At 50.2% G+C, this 21,406-nt stretch carries 15 protein-coding genes; all 15 read right to left on the bottom strand.

Annotated elements, in window-relative coordinates; genetic code table 11:
- Positions 1–216 precede the first annotated feature (216 nt).
- The 15 genes from AC5JQH_RS14115 to tnpC all read right to left on the bottom strand — a co-directional run bounded on the left by AC5JQH_RS14115 (position 217) and on the right by tnpC (position 21,399).
- A complete protein-coding gene (locus AC5JQH_RS14115) occupies positions 217–729 on the bottom strand; it encodes a hypothetical protein (protein ID WP_117619681.1) in 513 nt (170 codons plus the stop codon).
- Positions 729–3,416, bottom strand: coding sequence for a hypothetical protein (locus AC5JQH_RS14110; RefSeq protein ID WP_493805710.1), 2,688 nt, complete (start codon positions 3,414–3,416; stop codon positions 729–731). The genes AC5JQH_RS14115 and AC5JQH_RS14110 overlap by 1 nt, the downstream gene beginning before the upstream one ends.
- The gene (locus tag AC5JQH_RS14105) at positions 3,413–5,506 is read right to left on the bottom strand and encodes a hypothetical protein (RefSeq protein WP_117619683.1); all 2,094 of its coding nucleotides are present in this window, start codon (positions 5,504–5,506) and stop codon (positions 3,413–3,415) included. The genes AC5JQH_RS14110 and AC5JQH_RS14105 overlap by 4 nt, the downstream gene beginning before the upstream one ends.
- Positions 5,503–6,696 (bottom strand): tyrosine-type recombinase/integrase, encoded by a 1,194-nt coding sequence (locus AC5JQH_RS14100; RefSeq protein ID WP_117619684.1) that lies wholly within the window; start codon positions 6,694–6,696, stop codon positions 5,503–5,505. Before AC5JQH_RS14100 ends, AC5JQH_RS14105 begins: the two co-directional genes overlap by 4 nt.
- Before the next feature lie 46 nt (positions 6,697–6,742).
- Positions 6,743–7,195 carry a GmrSD restriction endonuclease domain-containing protein gene (locus AC5JQH_RS14095; RefSeq protein ID WP_493805709.1) on the bottom strand — a complete coding sequence of 151 codons (453 nt, stop codon included), beginning with the start codon at positions 7,193–7,195 and terminating at the stop codon, positions 6,743–6,745.
- A 361-nt stretch (positions 7,196–7,556) separates the two neighbouring features.
- A complete protein-coding gene (locus AC5JQH_RS14090) occupies positions 7,557–8,537 on the bottom strand; it encodes a hypothetical protein (protein WP_493805708.1) in 981 nt (326 codons plus the stop codon).
- 127 nt (positions 8,538–8,664) lie between these two features.
- On the bottom strand, positions 8,665–9,045 hold the full coding sequence (locus tag AC5JQH_RS14085; RefSeq protein ID WP_493805707.1) for a phosphopantetheine adenylyltransferase: 381 nt from the start codon (positions 9,043–9,045) through the stop codon (positions 8,665–8,667).
- A gap of 690 nt (positions 9,046–9,735) precedes the next feature.
- Entirely contained in the window at positions 9,736–11,916 is a 2,181-nt protein-coding gene (locus tag AC5JQH_RS14080) for an ATP-dependent DNA helicase (protein ID WP_058091438.1), read from the bottom strand.
- Positions 11,913–12,347, bottom strand: coding sequence for a VPA1267 family protein (locus tag AC5JQH_RS14075; protein ID WP_431474599.1), 435 nt, complete (start codon positions 12,345–12,347; stop codon positions 11,913–11,915). The genes AC5JQH_RS14080 and AC5JQH_RS14075 overlap by 4 nt, the downstream gene beginning before the upstream one ends.
- Positions 12,348–12,349: 2 nt before the next feature.
- On the bottom strand, positions 12,350–12,973 hold the full coding sequence (locus AC5JQH_RS14070; RefSeq protein ID WP_058091436.1) for a hypothetical protein: 624 nt from the start codon (positions 12,971–12,973) through the stop codon (positions 12,350–12,352).
- Positions 12,973–14,964, bottom strand: a complete 1,992-nt coding sequence (locus tag AC5JQH_RS14065) for a site-specific integrase (protein WP_493805706.1) — start codon at positions 14,962–14,964, stop codon at positions 12,973–12,975. The genes AC5JQH_RS14070 and AC5JQH_RS14065 overlap by 1 nt, the downstream gene beginning before the upstream one ends.
- On the bottom strand, positions 14,961–16,922 hold the full coding sequence (locus tag AC5JQH_RS14060) for a hypothetical protein (protein ID WP_493805705.1): 1,962 nt from the start codon (positions 16,920–16,922) through the stop codon (positions 14,961–14,963). Before AC5JQH_RS14060 ends, AC5JQH_RS14065 begins: the two co-directional genes overlap by 4 nt.
- A gap of 682 nt (positions 16,923–17,604) precedes the next feature.
- Positions 17,605–18,906 (bottom strand): IS1380-like element ISMaq3 family transposase, encoded by a 1,302-nt coding sequence (locus AC5JQH_RS14055; protein ID WP_011784498.1) that lies wholly within the window; start codon positions 18,904–18,906, stop codon positions 17,605–17,607.
- Between the two features lie 80 nt (positions 18,907–18,986).
- Complete coding sequence (locus tag AC5JQH_RS14050; RefSeq protein ID WP_493805704.1) at positions 18,987–19,712, bottom strand: tyrosine-type recombinase/integrase; 726 nt, start codon at positions 19,710–19,712, stop codon at positions 18,987–18,989.
- A 43-nt stretch (positions 19,713–19,755) separates the two neighbouring features.
- Positions 19,756–21,399: an IS66 family transposase gene (gene tnpC, locus AC5JQH_RS14045; RefSeq protein WP_248185957.1), complete on the bottom strand. Its 1,644-nt coding sequence runs from the start codon at positions 21,397–21,399 to the stop codon at positions 19,756–19,758.
- Between the last annotated feature and the right edge of the window lie 7 nt (positions 21,400–21,406).

Genomic DNA, 21,406 nt, shown 5'->3' with positions numbered 1-21,406 from the left:
GAGCTAGTGCCGACGACCCGGTCAACGAGACCAATAGATACACAGGGTACCACTTGCTTTGAACGCGATTTCAGATCTTCCGAGTAGATTGTCTGGCTCCCACTCGAAAAGTTCGTCTGGGTGCAAATTATCGATAACGTAATGGTCGGTATGCTGACGTACGGACTTGCGGTGTTCGGGTGGTGACCTGCTTCGATTTTTGCTGTCCATTCGTCATCAGGCGATCCCCAACTTCTTTTTTATCGGCAGAGGTAAACCTTCGAAGATTTCGTCCAACGGTTCTGCTGCCAATGTCCTCAACGCTTCGTTCTTCATCCGCAATTCCTTGACCAGATCGACCAGGTCGTCTTTCCGGCTCTTCCTGATCCCGGTGGCTGTGGGGCGTTCAGCCCGCTTCAGTTTCGCGCTCTTGGCTTCGTCTAGATCCACGTTTACTGCATCGAGGTACTGTTTGAGATGGGGTGAATAGCTCGACGTGTTCATGAGCGTCGCGCGGTTCATGCCGAGCACTGCGGCGACTTCGGAGCCTTTGATTTGATAACTTTTCTTCACGAGAAAATCCGTAGGCGTGCGGTGACGCCGAATGTAGAGCGCTTTCTCTCGTTTCATATCCTCAACACACTGCCAGGCGGCAGCACTGGCGTTTCTGTCGGAAACCCAGTCTGGACGATCTTCGAGTCCTTTGCCGGCCCCTGCCTCCGCACGTTTTTTTAGATACTCCATCACCATTACGCAGCCCTCAACTTGTAACTTGTTAACACGGATTCAAGCTCAGGTAGTGCCTCGTGGCGGGCGTTCAGCGTCCGGACGTGACGTGTGACATTGCGCACCAGCTCGAACGAAGGCTGTTTGAAAATGTCCGGGACGACCGGGTTGTTCAGAACCTCAACATGTGACGCAATTTGAAAAAGCATCCACTCGACATTGGTCGTCTGCATCAGATTATGGACGCACCCCAGACACAGCTCAGGGGACGCATTGTGGCGCATCGGTTCACCCTCTTCGGCACATCTGGCTCTATACCTGGTCCGCCGCATCAGCAAACAATACCCCCAGGGATTCGCCTTGATGTTTTCAACCTCTATGTTTGCCAGTTGCTCGGCCAATTCCGTCTGTTGCTCCGGGCTCTGGACGCGCGTCTGCCGGAGGAGGCGGCGCAGTAACTTGTTCATTTGACCGGCGTAGCCTTCGCCGTGATGTTTGATGTAGTTGTGGACAAGCGAACTAATGACACGGATCTTCACCCGTTGGTGGCCTGCGCGGTTGTCTTTATCGCGGATGTAAGCCAGCCACATGGTTCGACTGATGTGTTTGAACTGGCTGCGGATCATCCAGCCTGCATCACCATCAAACCGTCGGTAAATCGCCTCTGCCCACATGTGGCGGAACGCGTGGGGGCTTGGATACAGTGCCTCACCCAGCACCTCGCTGTGGATAGTTTTGGATGTTTCCCCCGATCGGCACTCGACTTCACTGAGTGAGAAAAGCCAATCCCGTGTTTCGTCGGACAGGTGAGTGTTAAGCAGAGCCCGCCAGTCTGGCCGCAGGGTACCGTTACGGTATTGGGTCACCCAGTCTTTCTTGTCGCCGACAGATTTCTGGAAAAAGAAAGCCAGCCGAGGCCACTCTTCACGGGTTCGACGATGCGCCTCTCGTAAATTCCCGTCTATTGTGAGTTCGTTCCATTCGTCGGCGGAGCGCGATACCAAAAGCCGTTCCTTTTCCCGGTACTGGTCCATCGTCAGCAAATCGCCGGATGCTTCAACTTGCGCCAAACTTTGCCACGACCCCCAGTTATCGATCAGTTCAAAACCGGCATAGTTTTGGACGTAGTGCGGCCAAAGGCCACCGACGGCTCTGAGCACTGATTCTTCAGACTGGGAGGGGATTTTTTTATTTAATGTTCCATACAAACATGGCCGGTCATGGTCAGAGCCATGTATACGCCCCAGGCGCTCAGCGATAGCAACAGCACTGAAAGTGACTTCCCGTAACTGTCGGACTCGCCCGGATGTCTTATAGACGTACCAATCTACCTGATAGCGATGCGGGAAGGCATACTGATCCAGCTTGTCCATGTTTCGGTTGCGCTGGATGTCAGAATAGGAAAACCCGAACTCGCTTGCTCGCCATCCGGTCAACGCCACCACACCGACTAAGCCAGCTGACGCGACCAGTTCAATGAATTGGCGAGGCAGACTGTAGCCACCTTTCGTCTTTTTTCCGCCCTCGTAGGCCGTTCCTTCAAGGCCAAAGGATTTAAAAAATGCCACCGTGGGCACAAAAGAGCCACTTTGGTCACAGCGTTGTTTCATGGCATCGAGATTTTGCAGGAACAAGTGCCAGGGCACCGGCCTCTGACATTCCCCCAGAAGGTACTGCGTTTCCTCGATATCCTCCCGGCGCAGCCAGTTCCAGATGATAACCCGCAGGCGGTCTACGGTCTCTGGTGACGGGATAAGGCCGAAAGCCTCGCCAATCTGCTCTAACACATTTTCTTTCAGGACGTGATGTTCGAAGCGTGCCTGACGGTGAGCTTCCAGGAAGTAATCCACAACAGGCGTCTGCACCCGCTGCCCCAATGCTGGCCTACTTGGCCATATCTCGGTGACCGGTCGCCCCTCAAGGACCCGTGAGATATGAGCCCTGACAGATGTCTGGCTCACGCCCAGATCCGTGGCAATCGTCGCAAAGGCTTGCAATGTTTGACTGAGGGCGCAGGCAAGCGCGGCGTGCTCCTCAAAAAAATTGAGACAGTGCTCCACATAATATCTTCCATGATCCAATGTAAGCAGGTTAAAGGATTGGCCTTTTTTCCAATCCTGGTAGGTCAGGTTATTATCCGTCAGTTCAGGGATCAGCTCCTTGAACTGCTTCCTGACATGAGCTTCGGTCACATCCCGAGAAATCCAGTCAAGGCCCAACTCCGAAGTGGCGTCTTTCAGCGCTTGAAGGGGCATGAGAAACGTCATGTCTATTTGACTGCGTACGGCTTTAAGCGGCGAGGGGCGTCCCCCTCTCCAATTGTTCGTTAGCATGAAGGCCAACACCTCTCGGCTGTTTTCGCGGGTGAGGCGGGGCAGGTTTCTTCGCGCCAAGGCGACCATCCATAGCCTCAGTCCTTTCAGTCTTCTTGTGTAGCTGTTGACGGTCGTCGATTCGGCGAGGGACAGCCAGATCTCTTTGGAGAGCGAGACGGGATCAATACCCTGTTCCCGCACCCAGTCTGGGTAGTCCTCAGACAGTGCCAAAACAGTGTCAAAGTCGACTGTGTAACATTTTCCCCTCAGGTTGATGAATTGCCATACGTTCTCCGTAAATTGATTACTCCGGTTACCAGGCAAAGCGTTGAGACGTGCCTGCAATTCATTGAGATCCGGTAGATTCCGATGCCGACGTGCTGTCGTTGCGGTCATTCCACAGTCTCCAGTAGGTAATCAAACAAATTGGGCAGATGGGGCTTAAGGTCGGCATATTGTTTCTGGGCCTCAGCAGCAGAACGCATACGAGCCAGATTGCGCGTCATCCATTCAACGCGGATCAACAGTGTGCGCTCGACCCAATCGGGCCGAACTGCCAGCATTTGCGGTAGCCGAGTCTCGGCTTCGGCGATCGTATGAATAAACAGCAGCGCCTGCTCCACTGTGTCAGGAACGAGGATGACATCGTCGTTTTGGATCCGTTTGATCGACTGATCGATCGAATGAACTCGAGCGTCCTCTGAACCGGTGGCCTCTACCACGCGAGTGTTCAACTCGAGATCGTTCACCGCTGCCGCCATTGCGGAGACGGATGGTTGGTATACAACATTCTGGAGATCGTTCAGAACCAGGCGGGTGACCCGACCTGCACGGTTGACGAAATCCTTATTGGCGTCGGTCAGATAAGCATGCTTTTCGGTTGCCGAGGTGTGCGAGTGGTGGTTGATCAGGTCACCGTCACGGTAACGGTCCGACCCCGCATGGACGGCAGTGGTCTTCACATGCGTGAGAGAAAATATGTTCTGAGGAAGCGGGCGCGCGACCGACTCGCGATACGCCCCGATATTATTTTCGGATGTCTTTGCGAAAATGCCCACAGGCTCGCTGCCCTGAGTCAGCGCCAACGCGGCGTCCAGAAAAATCGAACTGGCACCGGCTCGCCTTAAAGCTGCGTCAATTAGCCGCTGGACGCGAGGCAATTGCCAGATTCGCCACAAGAAAGAGATATCTCCTTTCTGCGCGAAACCTTCTCTAATGTCCGGCATCGCTTTTTCTGACATAACGTTGAATTGGAAGACAGGGCTAGAGACCGGCAAACCTGTTAAGTAGCGATACTGGGCTTTTGTCCAGCAGTCGGACGCCATCAGGATCGCTGGTTGCCGAGTCGAGCTGGCACGGCCCTTGTAGTAACAACACTCCATCGCAATCAGGCGACCGGATTGATTGAATTCGTGTGCGTAATCCGTTGTTTTCAGTTTGGGAATATCGGTTGGCTGCACCGCTTCACAGGCAACCAACCAGGCCATCAGGCGCTCCTCAAGAGGGGAGTAAACGTGTTGATAATCCGGATGATAAATGGTGGGAGAGCGAGCCCAGGATCGAATACGTTGGCCGCAGACCCGAGGCATAGAGGCCAAGCTTTCAATGCCGCTCTGCGATAACAGCGTTTTAATAGACCCTCGGTCAGAGGGGCGAACCAAATCCAGCCACAGCAGTTCTGTCCATGCCTCTCGCGGCTGCCCTGCGGAATCAAACGAACCAAAACGCCTTAATATCTTGTAGTTCCATTTACGAAACCAGTTCTTCCCGCAAGCAGACTCTTCAAACGTTGTGATGGGGTGTTGCTGCCATTCTGCCCGGACGTCCAGTAGATGAAGTAGTGTCTCGGCAATCGTCACCCGAAAGCTCAAAAACATTCTGCTTGGGCTTTCCAGTTGAAGGTATTTTTGCTCACCGAGAACAGATCGCAGCCAGGGCAGATTGAACCAGTCCGTAAGGGTATATGGCTTAGCACCCCCTCCTTTTGAAGGCTTTGACACCTTCAGTAGTGTCTTCAGATAGCCGAAATCCTCGTCCGTCAGGCCGGGGCTAGCCAGGGCCCTGTTCATAACTGCGGTTAAGAATTCTAACGGGCTGCGCTTCTGGCCCTGCTGATTCATGCAATACGCTTCGTAGGACTTCAGGCAATCGTAACGATTGATATCAGTGCTTTCGTAACCCGTTTCATTTACCCAATCGATGAATCGGCGTATGGAGTCCGAATAAGCTCGTCGCGATGTCTCTGTAAGGCCATGAAACCAGTCTGATTGAAATGTGGCAGAGGCCCCTTGGAAAATGGCTTCGTGAAATTTGTTTTCCCGGGTTAAGGCGATGATCTGAGTGGTACCAGCCTGGGTGTTGTATGTGATTCGAGTAGGCTTAATCGATGTATATGTGGGTTGTTCCGGCAGCGTCTGATCGAATGCTTTAGCCATATCGTCCGGTGCATGCGCCAGCTCAGCCACTCCGTCCAACTTTTCACTCACCTCCCGCCCTCAAGTTCTAACATTTGGAGTCTCATGCGGATGTACCGAGTTGTGACCGATGAAGCATGACCGTCTCGCCCGACGGTGTGCCGGAGTCGCTGGGCAACAACAATAAGCGCTGCCGATTCCGAGCGTGTTTCCCGGCCGTCAGGCCCCGTGAGTTCTTCATGAAACAGTTCCGTTGCGAAGGTATGGCGGAGATCGTGAAAGCTCAGACTGGAGTGCAAACCAGCCTCATCGGCCCTCTGTCGAAAGCGTCGTGAAGCGTGCCACTCGCTGATGCCCGTACCGAGGAATCGCGGATCTGTTCTGAGAAAAAAGCTTTCATCCGCCGTTCCGCTTTCGTCAATCGCCCACTGGCGTTCGGTACTAAAATACCGTCTCATATCCGAAAGCAACTCTCTGTCAAAATACACCCAACCACTCTTGCTGTTTTTGGCATAGCGACCCTCCAGCCAGTACCTAAACTGCTCGACGTGGTCGTAAGCTCGGTCATCCAACTGTTTGAACAGAACACACAAGGCTGGTGTGCGCAGACCCCGCAACTCCGCAGTCCTGAGCCCCACCTCAAACCCCAGTCTCATCATGAGTTTTTCAGCCAGCTTTTCACAATGATTCAGCAATGTGAGACGCGTGTGTCTCGGAACGTACTGGATGTAATGCTGTTTGGTGTTCCGTTCCGCCATGGCCTGCCGGGTCCGTCGATAAACGCGCAGCGCCAGGCGTGAAGAGAATTCCATGTAATGCAGGAAGTTATAATAAGCAGTGAGTGCTGATAGATGGGTCTGGAGGGATTGCGAGGATTTAAGACGGTTTGAAAGCACCTCATTGAGGTAATGATTCACGAATCGCTCACTACAGGACGAAGAGGCATGCAGTCCCGCCGTCTGATGACTCAGCCGACATTCTTCCAGGTAGCCCAAAAACTGAGCCAACGCGTAGATATAGGCTCGCATCGTCGCATCAGAGACCTCTCTCTCGACCAGTTCGTAGAGCTTGCCGGTGCGCCCTTGCAACGTTCCGTCGGACAATTCTTTGATCTCAAAGACAGCGCCGAATCGAGCTAGAAAGGTAGTGAACATAAGCGGCAGAAGCGGTGGTTTGCGCCGCTCATTGAGGATAAGCCAGAAGGGCTCAAAACGGTGACCGTTAAATTGATAATCGACTTGCTTCTCGATGAAAACAGTCACATCGTCACCGGCATTTGAATGGTCTTCTTATACTTTGCCGATCCGACTACAAAAGCAATGCTTTTCCTATTCGATATTGGTCTTTCGAAAAGCTCGCCTCGACTGGCCACAAGTTCACAGGGTCATTAGCAAAGCGCTCCCGTTTTTCATCACTCCAATCGTCGGCACCATGCGCCCAAGACCAGGCCAGCGGTACCACATGATCGATATCGATCTCACCGCTATTCTGAATCACTTTTCCCGTGAAGGGACTGATCCAGCGGCCCGTGGTTACCCGGCACCGATCGCCGTCGGCAAATCGGACCGTGGTTGTTGAAGCTGCGATTAGCGCTTCGGCCCGGCTGTTCTGGTTATCACTGAACTTTTTTGTTGACTGGAAGTGAGTGAGTGACTGGACACCCTTGTATGCTTGAGTTGGAGCCGTGATTGATTTAGAAATCCAGGTGTCAACGATGACAGTTCTAGAACGTTTCCCCGCAGAAACAATTAGCGTCTCCAAAACATTCCTCCAAAACATTTTTGTTGACTGATCGACTCATCAATTTAACCTATTCTCGGTATCCAAGGGCTCTGCCCTCTCGCCGCAAGCGGCGATTCACCCGAGGTATTTAAGGACCAGCGATGTTCTGGTATTCCGACCATAGATTGGCCGCTTTGGCCAAACTATGGAGTCATAGGTGAGCAGAATTGGCCGCTTTCTGATAAAAGCGGTCCTTTTTCAAATAGGGGTTTACCCGGTCCGCTATTCGGAAACAAGGCACGCTGAGGTCGCAAAGCGAACATTCGGATGGAACAGATGAACTGAGTGTAGTGCAGGAAAATGGTATCGCCCCCACAGCCTCTTGTTAGGGGCAGAGCTCCTAATTAACTTCTGATTCGGCGTAACTCAAAGGTGTAAATCGCCAACCATCAGCTTCCAATTTTCCCACATCTATAGATGGTGACTTTATGCTCCATACGTTAAACTGATCCATAGCTACCAATCTAGCTTGTATGTAATTGTTTGCAGCAATCAACTTGTCGCCATTTTTAGAAAATCCAGGTAACTCATACCCTAGACGTCTTTTAATATCCTTGCTATTCCATTGCTCCTTATTTAAAAGTACATCTAGTGCAGCTATTTTCATGCGTTCCACGTATGGTGCAACATCAAGCTCAAAGATTACTTCTTGGCTTATTGCCCCATCACCATGGAACGAAGGATGTCGAAAGCTTCTCCATTTCTTAATTTCTGATCGACTATACTCTAGCCTTGTTAAGCTCAGGTATTGATGGAGTTTTTTATCGACTTGTACAAATGGCATGCGAAATGCGATTTCAAAAAATCGCACTAGCTCTCGGAACTGAGAAAGCTTGGTATTACAATTGAGCGCTGCTGTTAAGGCTGCCAACCCCGCTGTTCTATCTTTAAAAAGTTCTAAAGCATTTCGAAGATCACCTAAAAGCAATTTACCTAATTCCATGCGAGAAGAGCCGGAACAGCCAAGCTCTCCCAACAGAGGCGCAATATATTGTTCCTCTTCGGGTTTATCTGGCTTAAATGCTATAACAGGTAACTCAGATAGTATTATATGCTCTGAACATGCTGAAATGCTCAAAATATTAGCTGTGTGTTCTATTGATGCCTCACATTTCCTTCTTTCTTCATGTGCTAGCTGAACCAAGTTTGACTCTTTGGGGTGGAACTTTCTTATTGCTATAGCTCTGTAATTTTGACAGCTTTTTTCTTCGCCTACCGAACACAGATAAACGTGGGTATCATCCATATCAAGCATTTCGTCAACCACCGTTGGCGAATCATCTTTTCTTATATGAATTCCACTAAATCTTGCTATGTGCATAAATGCTCACGTAATCAACGTATTGCCAGGCCCCTAACGCCAGCGCACAACGGCGCACTTGTAATGGAGGCGCAGCCGCAATGAAAAGGGCGTCCGGCGGCCACCGGCCGCGAATTGATGCGCCTTGTTAAATTTGGTTGCGACCGACGACATGGATTGCCCCAGCAGCAACGAGCGCGACTGTAGCGATAATGTCTGCGATGACGACCTTACGGACAGAGTCATTGTACCCGCCGACAGACCACGCAATAGCGATGAAGGAGACAACGCTGATAAGGCCCGCGATGATTGCCAGCGTTTGCAGAGATGGCTGGAACGCTGCATACAACAGAAACAGGCCAAGAAGACCAAACAAGATGGCCCGGTGGCGCATTAGAATCTCGATGTTGGGCTCACCCAGAGAAACGCCATACAGGGCGGCAAGACGTTCCACGCCCAGAACCCCGGAAACCGGCAAGAGATGAATGATGCCTACGAGCACCAGTAGGCCTGTGACAACTTTCTCCATGTTTGCCTCTCTTCCTTGAATTTAACAGCTTATTAGTTTGCATTCGTAGTAATGCCGCATCCGTGCCACCGTGTCCAAAACTGCTTCACACCCCTGATAGCGTAGATTTTTCATAGCCTTACCTGCCAATCGCTGGCCGTTTTCGGGTTTCTGCGTCCGTGAAAAGTGTGCACGCGGTTTATCCGTGCACGTTTCTGCAAGTTAAATACAGAAGGCCAAAATTTTCCAACATTAAATCAGCCACATACACGGCGCGTCTGTGAAAAGTGTGCAGAGCCGTGCACATTAAACCACAGGAATTTTGGCGTTTTTGAGAGTTTTTCATTATACCCCCACTTTAGCGACAGGTCGTTTTGCCATCGAGATTCACCGGTCGCAACCGGTCAATCGAACGTTTCTGAGTTTTGAGAATCATGGGTATCAGAAAGGCGCTGGAGGGAAAAATGGGCGGAAATGGATGGCTCTCGAATGTTCGCTTTTGTTTAGGAGAGGATCTTTTACTCTGGCTTGATTCTGTGGTGAAACGGTCAGTCGCGGCACCGTAAAAAAGGACCGCTTTGAGAACAGAGCGACCAACTTAACGTGACAGTGGGCGGCCAAACTATGGTGTCGCTATCAGTTCCGCTATGATCGGATTGCGGTACAGGGAGAGGTCCCGATGGCCGCGACCGGCGATGAGGGGGCGTGCCGTCAATGGCTAACCCCCGAATCCCTCTTCCCTTCGAGCAACAAATCTTTCAAGTAACTCGCTCGCCTGTTGGCATTACTCACTGACTTCGCCATTGAAGCAAAATCGCTGCTGTTCCCCACGATATGAACCTCGGCTTCTGCACGAGTCACCGCTGTATAGAGCCAAGCTCGATCTGAGATCCGCCCCTTCTGGATTGCGACTACGATTCTTGGGAACTGGCTACCTTGGGCCTTGTGCAGCGTAATGGCATAGCCCAGTTCCATACAATCGAAGATTTCCTCCGTGATCGGAATTTGCTCACCTGTATCCAGCGTCACCACGCCATAGGTGTCCTGATCGTCCTGATAGCCACGTTCTGTCGAGGTCAAGACGCCCAACGAGCCGTTCTGAATACCGAGGTTGTAATTATTTTTGGTGAACAGGATAGGGTCACCCAATCGGAGATCCAGGTAGAAATCCTCGCCATAGAGGGTAAATTGCAGACGCTCACCATCTGGGTTAATCAGCCGCTGACACTCCTGATTCAGCTCTCTGACTAAAGCCTTGGTTGCCCCGACGATTTGAGTGGGCTGAGGAGAATCTGCATAGAGCGCCTTGCACCGATCAACAATCTGTTCTGAACTCGCCTCATGGAACGTAATCGCTCCACAAGACAACGAGCGAGGGACCTCGCCACGATTGATGGTGGCTGAGTATTCAGGTATTCCTGTCGCACCTTCCTGACGCTTCACAATACGAAGTGCCTGAGTCGCCACCGCACCTGACTCAACGATGTCCGACAACACTTTGCCGCAACCGATTGGCGGGAGCTGATTGGGGTCGCCAGTGAGAATGATCCGAACTGATGGATCAAGATGCGTAATGAGTCGGTACATGGTCGGAAGGTCAATCATGCTCGCCTCATCGATGACGAGGACATGCTTTGGGCGATCCAGCGTGGGCTCTATCGGCTCCTCTCGAAGCAACCGGGCAATGGTCATGGTGAAGAAGCCAATGCTCTCGTGCAGCCGCATTGCCGCTCTGCCAGACAAGGCAACCGCATGAACTTCATATCCCAGTGAGTTGTACGCCCTGAGAACTGTCCTCAGCACCGTCGTTTTGCCCGTTCCGGCACCACCGATAATGCAGGACACAGAGTTGGTCAGACTGGATTCAACGGCCTGCACCTGTTGTTCCGTGAGGTCATAAGGCAGATCCAGAACCGCATCGGTTAAGGCTTTGAATACCTCCTCATCTGAGTCAGTCATGCTGGCCATGGATTTCAGGCGTTTGGCAACGACCGACTCCATCATGATTTGAGCGGTAGGATGGTAGGTGCCGTTATCGGGTCGGAGGATAAATTGGCCGCTCTGATGCCCGTTTTCGAAAGCGGCCGTTGTCAGTTCGGCGTCCTGTAAAAGCTCGTTAACCAAAGGCTTGAGGGCTTTGTGGGTGGCGTAAGTATGCCCCTTTTCAACCTGTTTGCGGATTGCCGTCTCCAGTGCCCCGGCAAGGCGCTGGGGCGCAGATTTCGCAAAGCCTAATCGCTCTGAGATGGTATCAATGTCCGTAAACGCCATCCCAAATCCAAGAAGTGCATAGGGATTGCTCTTGAGGACATCGACAGTGCGTTCATCGTGGTATTTCAGAATGCGTTGCTGGATACGCAACGGGATTCCGAGCGAGGCCAGCCAATTAGCGTGTGCGAGGTTTCGGTATTTGGCGTAGCCGTTGTATAGGGCGTCTACCGATACATCACTCAGAATGCCCTTCAGAAGCTCCCTGTGATCCGCTGTGTCGTATCGCAGCATCTGGTGTAGTTGGCTGCCGAAGGCGTCCCAGAGCGCCCGTGCTTTCGCCTCACCAATGCCGGTGAAATCTCTGTCTGACGCAATAAAGCGGATCAGTGCCTCACCGGATTCTGGCAACGTGCATTCCATTTCAACCGGCGCGTTATAGACATGCTGCTGTAGTTCAAAGTCGCCTGCCTGAACCGCCTCCAATACCCGCTCACCACGCACGCGCCATTGCTGGCCTACAGATGGTTTGATGGGCAGAGACTGGTTTTCGCACCGGATGGAGATGATGTATTTCCCGCTGTTGATGCGGTAGCTGTTGGCTTTCAGCGGGACACCAGAAAAGATCGTGTATTTTGCGCCTTCATGCTGACAACTGGTTACGCGGAAATAGTCTTCATTCATGGGGCGACACCAAATTCCGTCAGCACCTCAGATAACTCGCCATAGCGCTTGAGTTTGGCTTCCAGCGTTGCTACGCGGGCTTTCAGCTCAATGTTTTCCTGCTCCAGAACGGAGAGTCGTTTTGACTGCAGTGACCGCTGATTGGCGCTGGCATCGTAAGGCTTTGGCGCAGACCGTTGTTGCTGTGCGGATTCTAGCAGTGGCGGTAATACGCCTCTTTCACGGAGGTCCGTTTCGAGATGCTCCAAGGCCGTTTTTATCGCCGGATTCTGGCGCAAGGCGCTCTTTCCGATACCGATAGCGTTGGCAACTTCGCCACGGTTTAGCTGGCCGCGAGAGACGATCTGCTTGAAATCATCATCGGTTTGCGTAACGGCCCAACGCTGAAAGGCAACAAGGTTTTCCCGCGCTTTCTGCTGTCCGTTTGCCATGGTCAACTCCCACCTTTCGTCTGGGCAACCAGTCGTCTTAACTGATCTCTCTCTTCCGCCAGTTGCGCAAGCTCTTTAATAAGCTCACGGTTAGATTCGGACAAACCGGCATTCCGTCTGCGGCATGCGCTCAACTCAGACTCCAGAGCTTCGTTTTTCTCTTTCAGGTTGCGTTGCGTCGAAAGCAAATCTCGCTCAATAGCCGCTTCCAGAAATTCCTTCATTTTCAGGTTTTCCATTTCGTGGAGCTGCCTTTGCAGCACCAAATTCTCTGTCTCTGTCTCTGACTTTGTTTTATGACGTCCACGACGCGCCTTAAGCTTTAAAGCCTCATAACGATTGATTAATTTTTCATTTTCTCGCTCGATAAAATCAATGAGTTCCGGTCTTCGCGAAGACCTAATATTGCTCTTATCGATGTTCAATGAGAGAGCGATTCTCGAAGCGATTACTGTGCGCTCTCGCAAACTCAATTCATCGCCCTGGTCAATCAAGCCCTCAAGTTCTTTGACTTCTTCCACCACTTTTGAGTAGAGCGCTTTAGTTAGACTGTTTCCTTCTGCTACCCATGAAGGTGCATCGTTAACTAACGGGGATACGAAGTTCTCCAAATCAAAAGTGCTCATTATATCTCTCCTAATTCACGGAGAATCCGCTCTGCATTTTTGATAGCTTTTTTGCTCGCATCGACAGCCTTGCTCCGGATTTTGAGAGGATGTTTTTGAATGAAATTTTGATGGGCGACACCCAACCTTTTAATAGCTTCGGCATGGGGTTGAAGTACCAGGTTCATCGGACAGCCTGAACAAACAGAAAAACCCGAAAATCGGTGTGGATCGGGAAGATTAGTTCTTGGGTCCCTACAAAGAGCTTGACTTTTTCTCTTCGAACTGAACATGCAATAGCCATATTCATGAGCATTGATGATGTCAAAATCCCTGGCAATTTCATCGACTGCTTCCTCAAACTCGCCAACTGGAAGGAATACATGACTATCGCCAATAATTTCAGTGACCCGCTTCCTTATGTAGAGTGCGACGCCGCCAACGAATTCGTATTGGTCTTCAGACGTCGCAATTCTGGCAACCAGCTCATTAATGTAATCTCGCTCTAGCTGGTTCATTACGCTTGGGGTGAGTTTGCCGTCAGTGTACTTCTTTGTATAGCCACTGCCTTCACCGTGTAGAAAGTGTTGCCGAATAGCCTCCAGAACGTTTCCATCAAATCGTCGTAAGGCGAACGCAGCAAAACTGTGTCTGAACTGATGGGGACTGATTGAAGAATTTTTCGTTGTAACAGCATCTCCGTGTTTATCAATAAAACGGGCGTAAAACCTTTTTACATAGGACGAAACTGTATCCTTTTTTGGGTGGAAGTACTCTCCTTCTTCACCCCTGTCCACCATGTTTTGACATAAATTCCGGCTAAATAAACCAACATTGTCTGTCCGTTTGTCCGAGTAGCTCAGCGCCTCAAGCACATCGGCTGCTTCTGCGACCAAGCCGTGCATGACTCTAATCTCGCTTCCTCCAGCGTGGGTTTTATCTACTTGGCTTTTGAAAATCCACTCACCACTGTTTCTCTTCTCGTAATCGCTTACCTTTATTGTGCAAAGCTCAGAAACACGAATGCCCGTAAGACAGAGAAATATAACCGCGCAAGCCTCATATACCTCTGCACAATAATTAACGAACTCGCCGTGTGAGTTCCAAAATAGCGCAGACAGTTCTCGCCCAATTACTTCCGTGAATAAAGCATCAAGTCTCAGAATTTTTTCTCTGGCATTCCTTCTATGACCATGATTTCTAAACTCCGGAAAGATTCTACCTTGTTTCATGTATTTATTCAGACTGACCCGATTGCCTGATTCCCTTCCATAGACTAAATCATGCCGAATTTGATCAGGCGATCTCTGCACTTTACAGAGGGCGACTGCCGCCCGCGTCTGGTCAGATCGAAGCACCGCAATTGCTTCTGCTAGAAGAAGCATCGCAACTTCAGTAGCAACCTCACCGAAACTCCCTCCCTTAAAATATGCATCTATGTGGACGCCATGCTTTTTAAGAAGGTCGCCAAACATAGCATTCGCCGAATTTCTCCGGTTATGAAAGCAGATCGCGAAACCATCAGAAATTGCACCCTCTGAAAAAGCGTGATTACTAACATTTATAACAGTGAACAAACCATTTGTGCTTCCACGAGAAGCCAAACCGTCTGGTTTATCCTGCGCAGACAAAAACAATTCCCCAAGAAGATTAGCCCGAAACATCTCTGTGATCAGCTCCCTGTCCCATCGATGAAACTCAAGCGTTATATTACGTTGACTAGAAAATAATAGAATTTTTCGGAGATCAACGACAAAGCCCTTTATCGTACTTTTACGGGCGACAAGCTTTCCGTCCTCCGATACGTAACCACCCGAATAGAAAACAACCATTTCCTTTGCCCACAGTTTCTTTACATACGAGCCTTCATAAGATGCCCAATTTAACACCAAGATATCGGATGACGTTTCATCAGTGATATACCATTTCTCATCGCCCAGACGATTGAAACGCGGCGTTTCGAGATCTTTCTGTTCTTGCGAACCTGATGCTTTTGAAGAGACGGTGCTCATGAGTGTGCCTCGAACAATTCTGGAAACTCAAAATTCAGCCTTGCTTGAAGTTCTGAACCTGCCTTTTTAAGATGTGCCGGAAACTGGTCGAGAATTTCCAAAAGGTAGATTTTCTTTGTCATAAGGCTCTGGAAAGTTTTCGTATTTTTTTCAAAAACCGAACTCAGGACTGAATCAAGCTTCTTCACATATGCCTGTATGAGAGCGCTGGTTACCTCACTTTTAATAATAACAGTCTTGTCAGAAAAGGTTAGCTCTCCAAACAAGCCAAATTCTAGATCATCGATCATCTTCTGAGAAATTTCTTCCAAGCTTGCAGCGGGCGCCTTTAAACCCAGTAGTGACGATGCTTTTTCCAGATCGACAACTTCAGTGTTCTCAAGCATAAATGACAACTTTGACGCATCCTCCATCATTTTCTCGCCAACCTGCCTGGGAAAATGGGATTGCTTTATAATATGTTCAGGTTCTCTTGACCGAGCAAGATATACTTCTCGTTTTGTTTTCTGAGTATGTTTTGTAAGTGCAGCGGCAACCTCAGGGTCGTCTAGTTCCGCGTCGTCAAAGGTCGACTGATCAAGTAAAACACGGCTTCGCCCAATATTATCGACGCTTAAAGTTGTTTTGATGACATTTTTTATCCGCTTTTTTACAGTGCCGTAGTTTCGGCGATAATCTTCTTGTTTAATCCGTTCCTTTACAGCCTCATGGTTTGATAAAACATTCTCCATTAACCACAAGAATGGTTTTTCATCACCCAGTAAATCCATTTCACATTGGTTTCGAGGGATTGAGTCCGCGACGCAAAGATCACCAAATAAATACTCATAAGAAGTTAACGGACCGAGCGCAAATCTCCAGAATTGCCCACAATGCGGATTGAAGAGATTTCTTTCTGCGTTGGCGATATAAGATTCGCTTTGTTGCGTTAACTCAACAAAGTATTTAATTGCCTGATAAATGTAGGACTGCCGCTTATACTCTGGCGATGTAAACGGAATAGTCTTATTTGACCGAAATTTATAATGACTGTAGACCAATGTCCTTTCCGATATGGAAAAGTCATCAACCCTCATAGATTGCAAGGCAGCGGTCTGGACTCGGTCCGACGCTAGAATATAAGCAAGGGAAAGGTTCTCGACATACGTCGGTAAGACCAGATCGCGTATTGTGAAGCTATAGTTCGTTGAGAAACCACCGTGGGAATTTCCGAACTCATTACCGAATGATTTACTGTGATTTTTGATCAAATTAAAACTAAAGCCAGTGTCGAATTTGATACAGTCGTTTAAGAGCTCTCTCATGCGTTGAACAGAAGGCGATCTATAGTTTCGATTCTTCAAACCTGCAGGTATTATTGACCGAAACGCTCTGTTCACGAGCATTGAATTTTTGCTCTGGGCTGCCGTCTTGAGCATCTCTCCATAGATTTTTCGTGCTGAAAGTTCCTGTGAGGAGTTTAAGGTTCTTTGTCTCGAACTCAACGAACTGTTCAATATGATGGGATAAGAGGAAAAGCATAGGTCATCGAATATATGGCGTAGCTCCCCAACAACGTTTTCGTTATCCAATAATTCGTTTCGCTCTTGCGCAGTTCGATTTATTATCCAGCTACAGACTATTCGTAAAGAGTGGAGGAGCTCAAGATTAGAGTATGGACAATGCGGGAAAATCTCGCTCATTGACAATTTTGGCCTTTTAGGCGAAGGTTTTTTCAGAGCGCGATTGGTTGGAATCAATCTTTGAGCTATTCCTATATCGCCTTGATTCGATGATTGTGATAAGAAATATTTAAGGGCTTTTGAGACAATATTTACTTCGCTACGAATCGAATTCGTAGTCGCCGTTTTTTTGTTTTTTAGGTAATTGAAGTAGTTCGGGTATAAAAGTGTTTTTGCGCTTAGAGCAACAGGATAATCTAGGGTTCCTAAATAATCAAAAAAATTCCTAATCTTCAAAAACTCGCTTCTTCTTGTCGAAGGCCGTAAATTTGCAAATTTCGCAGAACACAAATATTTGAGGCACGCTCTGATAACAATGTAGCCGATCAGCTCCGGTTTTATTTCAAAAGTTCTATTAATTCCATCTACATTGGTTGAGTACAGGCCTCTGGATATCTCAACTATAATGCTTGAGGTACTTTCAGTGAGATTTAACAAGTTTGGCCCGCCCGCTATTTATATTGATTATTAAAAGGTGGTAACTTTCTATCGTTTCCCGCAAGTTTCTTTAATATATTATTTCTTTGATTCATAACTGCGTCAAAAAAGACATATATGAACGTGGTTTGCTTGTCGGTGTGACCCATATATTCGGGAACGATTACCCAAGGGTCGAAGCCATTTTCGTAACTCCAACTCACTAAATTCGTGGCGTAGCATTTTCGGAGTGTATGGAATCTACTTCTGCCCCAGGCAATGTCTGACCTTCCTTCAGTGCTGAGGATTTTGCTTCGGCAAAACGCGAATACATCGCTAGCCCGGATTTCTCATAGTGCTCCAACAACCTTCGCAGACCAAGCCTGGTAGTGCCAGATCCGAGTGGTCATGGTCGAAGTTGGCGATTATTTAGCCAGTTTCCGGCATTCAGGCACAACTCCCCCTTTCCCCCATTGGTATCGGGCCGGGGGAGCCCGATTATCTACTGGGGCACCAAGCGCTGAACCAGTGCTGAGAGATCGTTCTTGTGTGGATAGCTATCACTCATCAACACCCGTATTCGGCGGGTGTTGCGGATGATGACTGCGCCAACCTTGATCAGCTTCAAGCGCAAGGTGCCGGCACTCATACGTTCGAAGGGCGTGTTTTTCAGATGCACCCGCAAACGCTCGAACAGGGTGTAGGCGAAGCCGGATAAGATCAGCCGCCACTGGTTGGTCCACCAGTGTGTGCTGGAGGTGCGACCGGCAAACAGATCCAGTTGTTGATCCTTGATCCGGTTCTCCATATCACCCCGTGCGCAATACTGTTCGTAGTAGAGCTTGAATCCGTCATCGTAGCGGGAGCTGATAACGAACCGGGGGTTCGGGCCTTGAGGGCCATATTCCAGGCGCGCAACCACCCAGCGTGGCTTATGCCAGCTTCGGGCTTTGTAGCGGAAGCGGAAGGTGCTGGCGAGCTTATGGCCATGAGCCTCGTAGTAGGTCCGGACTTTGTCCATGGCTGGGGCGGCAAGCGCCTCCAGCCGCTGGTTGCGGGCCATGCCTACGATGTAATCCACCTGGTTGCGATCGCACCAGGCCAGCAGTCGGGGCTTGCTGAAGTGGGAGTCGCCCCGGAACACGATCCGGGTCTGTGGCCAATACTCGCGAATAAATCGCACCAGCAGCGCCAGAATGGCCCAGCTGTGCCGGGCATCACCTCGATTGCTGGTGCGCAGATAGCTCACCAGCAAGTGCCTACCGCAGAAGACGTAAAGCGGGAAGTAGCAGTGATGGTCGTAATACCGGTTAAAGAACTTACCCGGCTGGTCGCCGTGCACCGGAATATCGGTGCCGTCAAAATCCAGCACGATTTCCTTGGGCGGCTTCTCATGCTGCTCGATAAAGTGGTGCCAGAGCAACTCATGCGCTTTGACAATGGTTTGCCGATCCATCGCCTGCTCCATTCGACAAAGCGTGGACTTGCCGGCCAGAGTCGAGGCATTCCCCGTGGCGGTTTGTAGTGCCTGATCAAAGCGAAGCGCTTCATGATCATTCAGATCTTCGTAGCCACCGGCCACACCGTAGACCCGTTGCCGGACCAGGGACTTGAGCTCATGACGAATCATCCGGGGATCCCGCTGGTCGGTCAGCGTCTCGGCCAGCCGTTGGGTTAACCGGTGTTGTTTGTCGACTTCGCGCAGTAACAGCAAGCCGGCATCGGAGGTGATATGGCCTCCGGAGAAGTCGGTTTCAATCTGGCGGCGGGAAAGTGGCGAGAAGGTCAGTTTTTGAGGTACCATTTTGGATAGCGGTTGTTGGTGTTGATTGATGGTGTAAGGTCCTGAAATTTTAACACTTTCAGCCGCTTTCTTTTATCCCCTCATGAGAAATTCGGGCTAGGTAATTGGTCTGAGCTTCCGAGCCATGATCCATTTTTTTTGCAAATTAAGGGGCCAGGCGGAAGCTTCCCCCTCTCTCCATTTATAAACTTTGATATAGATGACACTAACCGTGGCGGACAGGGAACTGTTCTCAACTTTTCGCCCTTTCCTATAATTTCGATTTCGATTGCGGCGTTGAGTGTTGACCTCGCATTTAATTTGGCTTCCAGGACAGTTGTATCGAGATTTCTCGGATCGATAATTTCTCGCGCTCTCAATCCCGCATAATAACCAAGCATTAGAACTAGTTCTGCCCTTTGCCTGGTAAAGGTTGATTTTGAAATTAATTGAGACGCTGGTAGTACAGTATTTTGAAAATCGTCCTCGGAAATGTGTGTCTCCCGTAATTTTGCGATCGAATCTGCTGAGAGCGTTGATGTTTTAAAATCAAAATTTGACAGGTTGATTTCAAAGTTTGGAATATTTTCTATCAGCCCGATGGATCTTGAAAACCGGTAGAACCGGTTAAGTGCTGCAGTGTGATTTTCGACTGATTTTCGTTTTAATCCTTTCTCTTGAATGAGGTAACTATGGACATAAGCAGAGATATCTCGATCAGTAAGAGCGTTCCATTGGTCCACTCCTTTCCAATCCTCCAATGCTGTGAAAAAAGTCCTTAATCGGTCTTTGTAGCTTCTAACTGTGTTCTCTGATGCGCCGCGCATAGATTCACTTAAGGGTAAGCGCCGTTAAATCGACCCACTTGCCCTAATCGTATTGAGCCACTTTTTTCAAAGCCGGCAACTCGGCATTCCAGGGCAGCAAGGCTTCAAGCTTCTCCAGTGTATCGGCCCCAGCAATGCGCTCCAGCACATGGTGGATATAAGCGGAGGGCTCCAGGCCATTGGCCTTGGCGGTTTCTATGAGCGAATAGCAGGTGGCGCTGGCTTTCGCCCCTTGTGAGGTATCGGCGAAGAGCCAGGCCTTTCTGCCGAGGGCAAACGGGCGAATAGCGTTCTCGGCACCGGCATTGCTGATGTTCAGGTCACCGCGTTCGCAGTAACCAACCAGAGTGTCCCACTGGTTCAGGGTGTAGTCCATGGCCTTACGGGTGAGCAGGCCTTTCATCACCTGGGGGGCATTTTTCTCCAGCCAGGCTTTGAAGGTGTTGAGCAATGGCAGACTCTTTTCCTGACGTAACTGATAGCGCTCTTCATCGCTCAGATCTCGGGCGGCCTTTTCAATGGCGTACAGTTTGCGGATGTGGCTCAGGGCCACATCCGCTTTTGAGGGTGGGCCTTTTTTGCCTTTGGCCGGCGCAGCCCGGGCCGCTTCCACGTATTTACGTCTCGCGTGGTCCCAACATCCGATTCGGGTCAGCTTGTTCGCGGCACAGACCTGACCGTAGCCGGAATAGCCATCGGCTTGCAGAATGCCCTGGAAGTCATCCAGCAGGCGCACCGGCACTTTGCCACCTCGCGATGGGTCGTACTCGAACAGAACAGAGGGTTGTCCCGGTGGGCCACCCCGGGTGACCCACATCCATTTGTCGGAGTGAACCGATTTGCCGTCTTCCTTGAGCACCTGGATCCGGGTTTCATCGGCTTGCAGGTAATCACTGCCGTTCTGGGTTTCCCGCATCAGGTTGATCAGCGGTTGGAAGACGTCATTCAACCGGATGATCCAGTGAGCCATGCTGGTGCGACTCACTTCATGCCCCAGGCGCTGGAACATCTGTTCCTGCCGGTACAACGGCAGGCCGTCGGCATACTTGGAGGTAATGAGGCAGGCCAGCAGTGATGGGGTGGCGATGCACTTACCCAGCGGGTGTGCTGGCCGAGCAGCCGCAACAATCCGTTCTTCGCCGTCCTGCTCGAACACCGCCTTTTCCTGCCAGTACTCCAGCACTTTCAGTTGGGCCGGGATATATTCAAGCTCTTCTTTCACCTTGGTGAAGAAGGTCTTGGTGGCACCGGCTTTCTCTTCGTCGCTGAGGGTCAGTTCAATGCGCTCGCGCAGTAGCGTATCAGAGAAGCCACGCTGACGACGCTTGCGGGAACGACGAGGAGCGTCGGCCTCTTCGACATCCTCGGGCAGCTCCTCGCGCAGTTCATCAATCTCGATTTCCAGCTCCGCTTCATCGAACAGCAGGATCTGGTTGGGCTGCTTTTCACTGCTGGCCGCGAACTGCTGGATCTTCTTGTGACGCAGCAGTTCTTCGAGGATGGCGATATAGTTGTCGCGACGCTGGAGGGTCTCGTCGTGCTGTTTCAGTTGAACTTGTTGGTTCTGGAGGGCGTCTTCTTTAGCGGCCAGCTGTGCTTGCAGATTGCTGATAACAGACATCATTTCAGCGGTGGAGAGACCGCTGAAATCGGGAGTTGAAGAGGCGTTATCAGGCGTTGATTTCATGGCGAAA

The organism is Marinobacter sp. H13, from assembly GCF_059072335.1.
The sequence above is the reverse complement of the archived record's forward strand: the minus strand, read 5'-3'. Positions and strand labels throughout refer to the sequence as shown.

What these genes read in the sequence shown, in the direction of transcription:
- AC5JQH_RS14075 (WP_431474599.1), bottom strand. Translation starts at nt 12,347, where the DNA reads ATGGCAAACGGACAGCAGAAAGCGCGGGAAAACCTTGTTGCCTTTCAG.
- AC5JQH_RS14115 (WP_117619681.1), bottom strand. Translation starts at nt 729, where the DNA reads ATGGTGATGGAGTATCTAAAAAAACGTGCGGAGGCAGGGGCCGGCAAA.
- AC5JQH_RS14070 (WP_058091436.1), bottom strand. Translation starts at nt 12,973, where the DNA reads ATGAGCACTTTTGATTTGGAGAACTTCGTATCCCCGTTAGTTAACGAT.
- AC5JQH_RS14065 (WP_493805706.1), bottom strand. Translation starts at nt 14,964, where the DNA reads ATGAGCACCGTCTCTTCAAAAGCATCAGGTTCGCAAGAACAGAAAGAT.
- tnpC (WP_248185957.1), bottom strand. Translation starts at nt 21,399, where the DNA reads ATGAAATCAACGCCTGATAACGCCTCTTCAACTCCCGATTTCAGCGGT.
- AC5JQH_RS14050 (WP_493805704.1), bottom strand. Translation starts at nt 19,712, where the DNA reads ATGCGCGGCGCATCAGAGAACACAGTTAGAAGCTACAAAGACCGATTA.
- AC5JQH_RS14080 (WP_058091438.1), bottom strand. Translation starts at nt 11,916, where the DNA reads ATGAATGAAGACTATTTCCGCGTAACCAGTTGTCAGCATGAAGGCGCA.
- AC5JQH_RS14110 (WP_493805710.1), bottom strand. Translation starts at nt 3,416, where the DNA reads ATGACCGCAACGACAGCACGTCGGCATCGGAATCTACCGGATCTCAAT.
- AC5JQH_RS14055 (WP_011784498.1), bottom strand. Translation starts at nt 18,906, where the DNA reads ATGGTACCTCAAAAACTGACCTTCTCGCCACTTTCCCGCCGCCAGATT.
- AC5JQH_RS14090 (WP_493805708.1), bottom strand. Translation starts at nt 8,537, where the DNA reads ATGCACATAGCAAGATTTAGTGGAATTCATATAAGAAAAGATGATTCG.
- AC5JQH_RS14085 (WP_493805707.1), bottom strand. Translation starts at nt 9,045, where the DNA reads ATGGAGAAAGTTGTCACAGGCCTACTGGTGCTCGTAGGCATCATTCAT.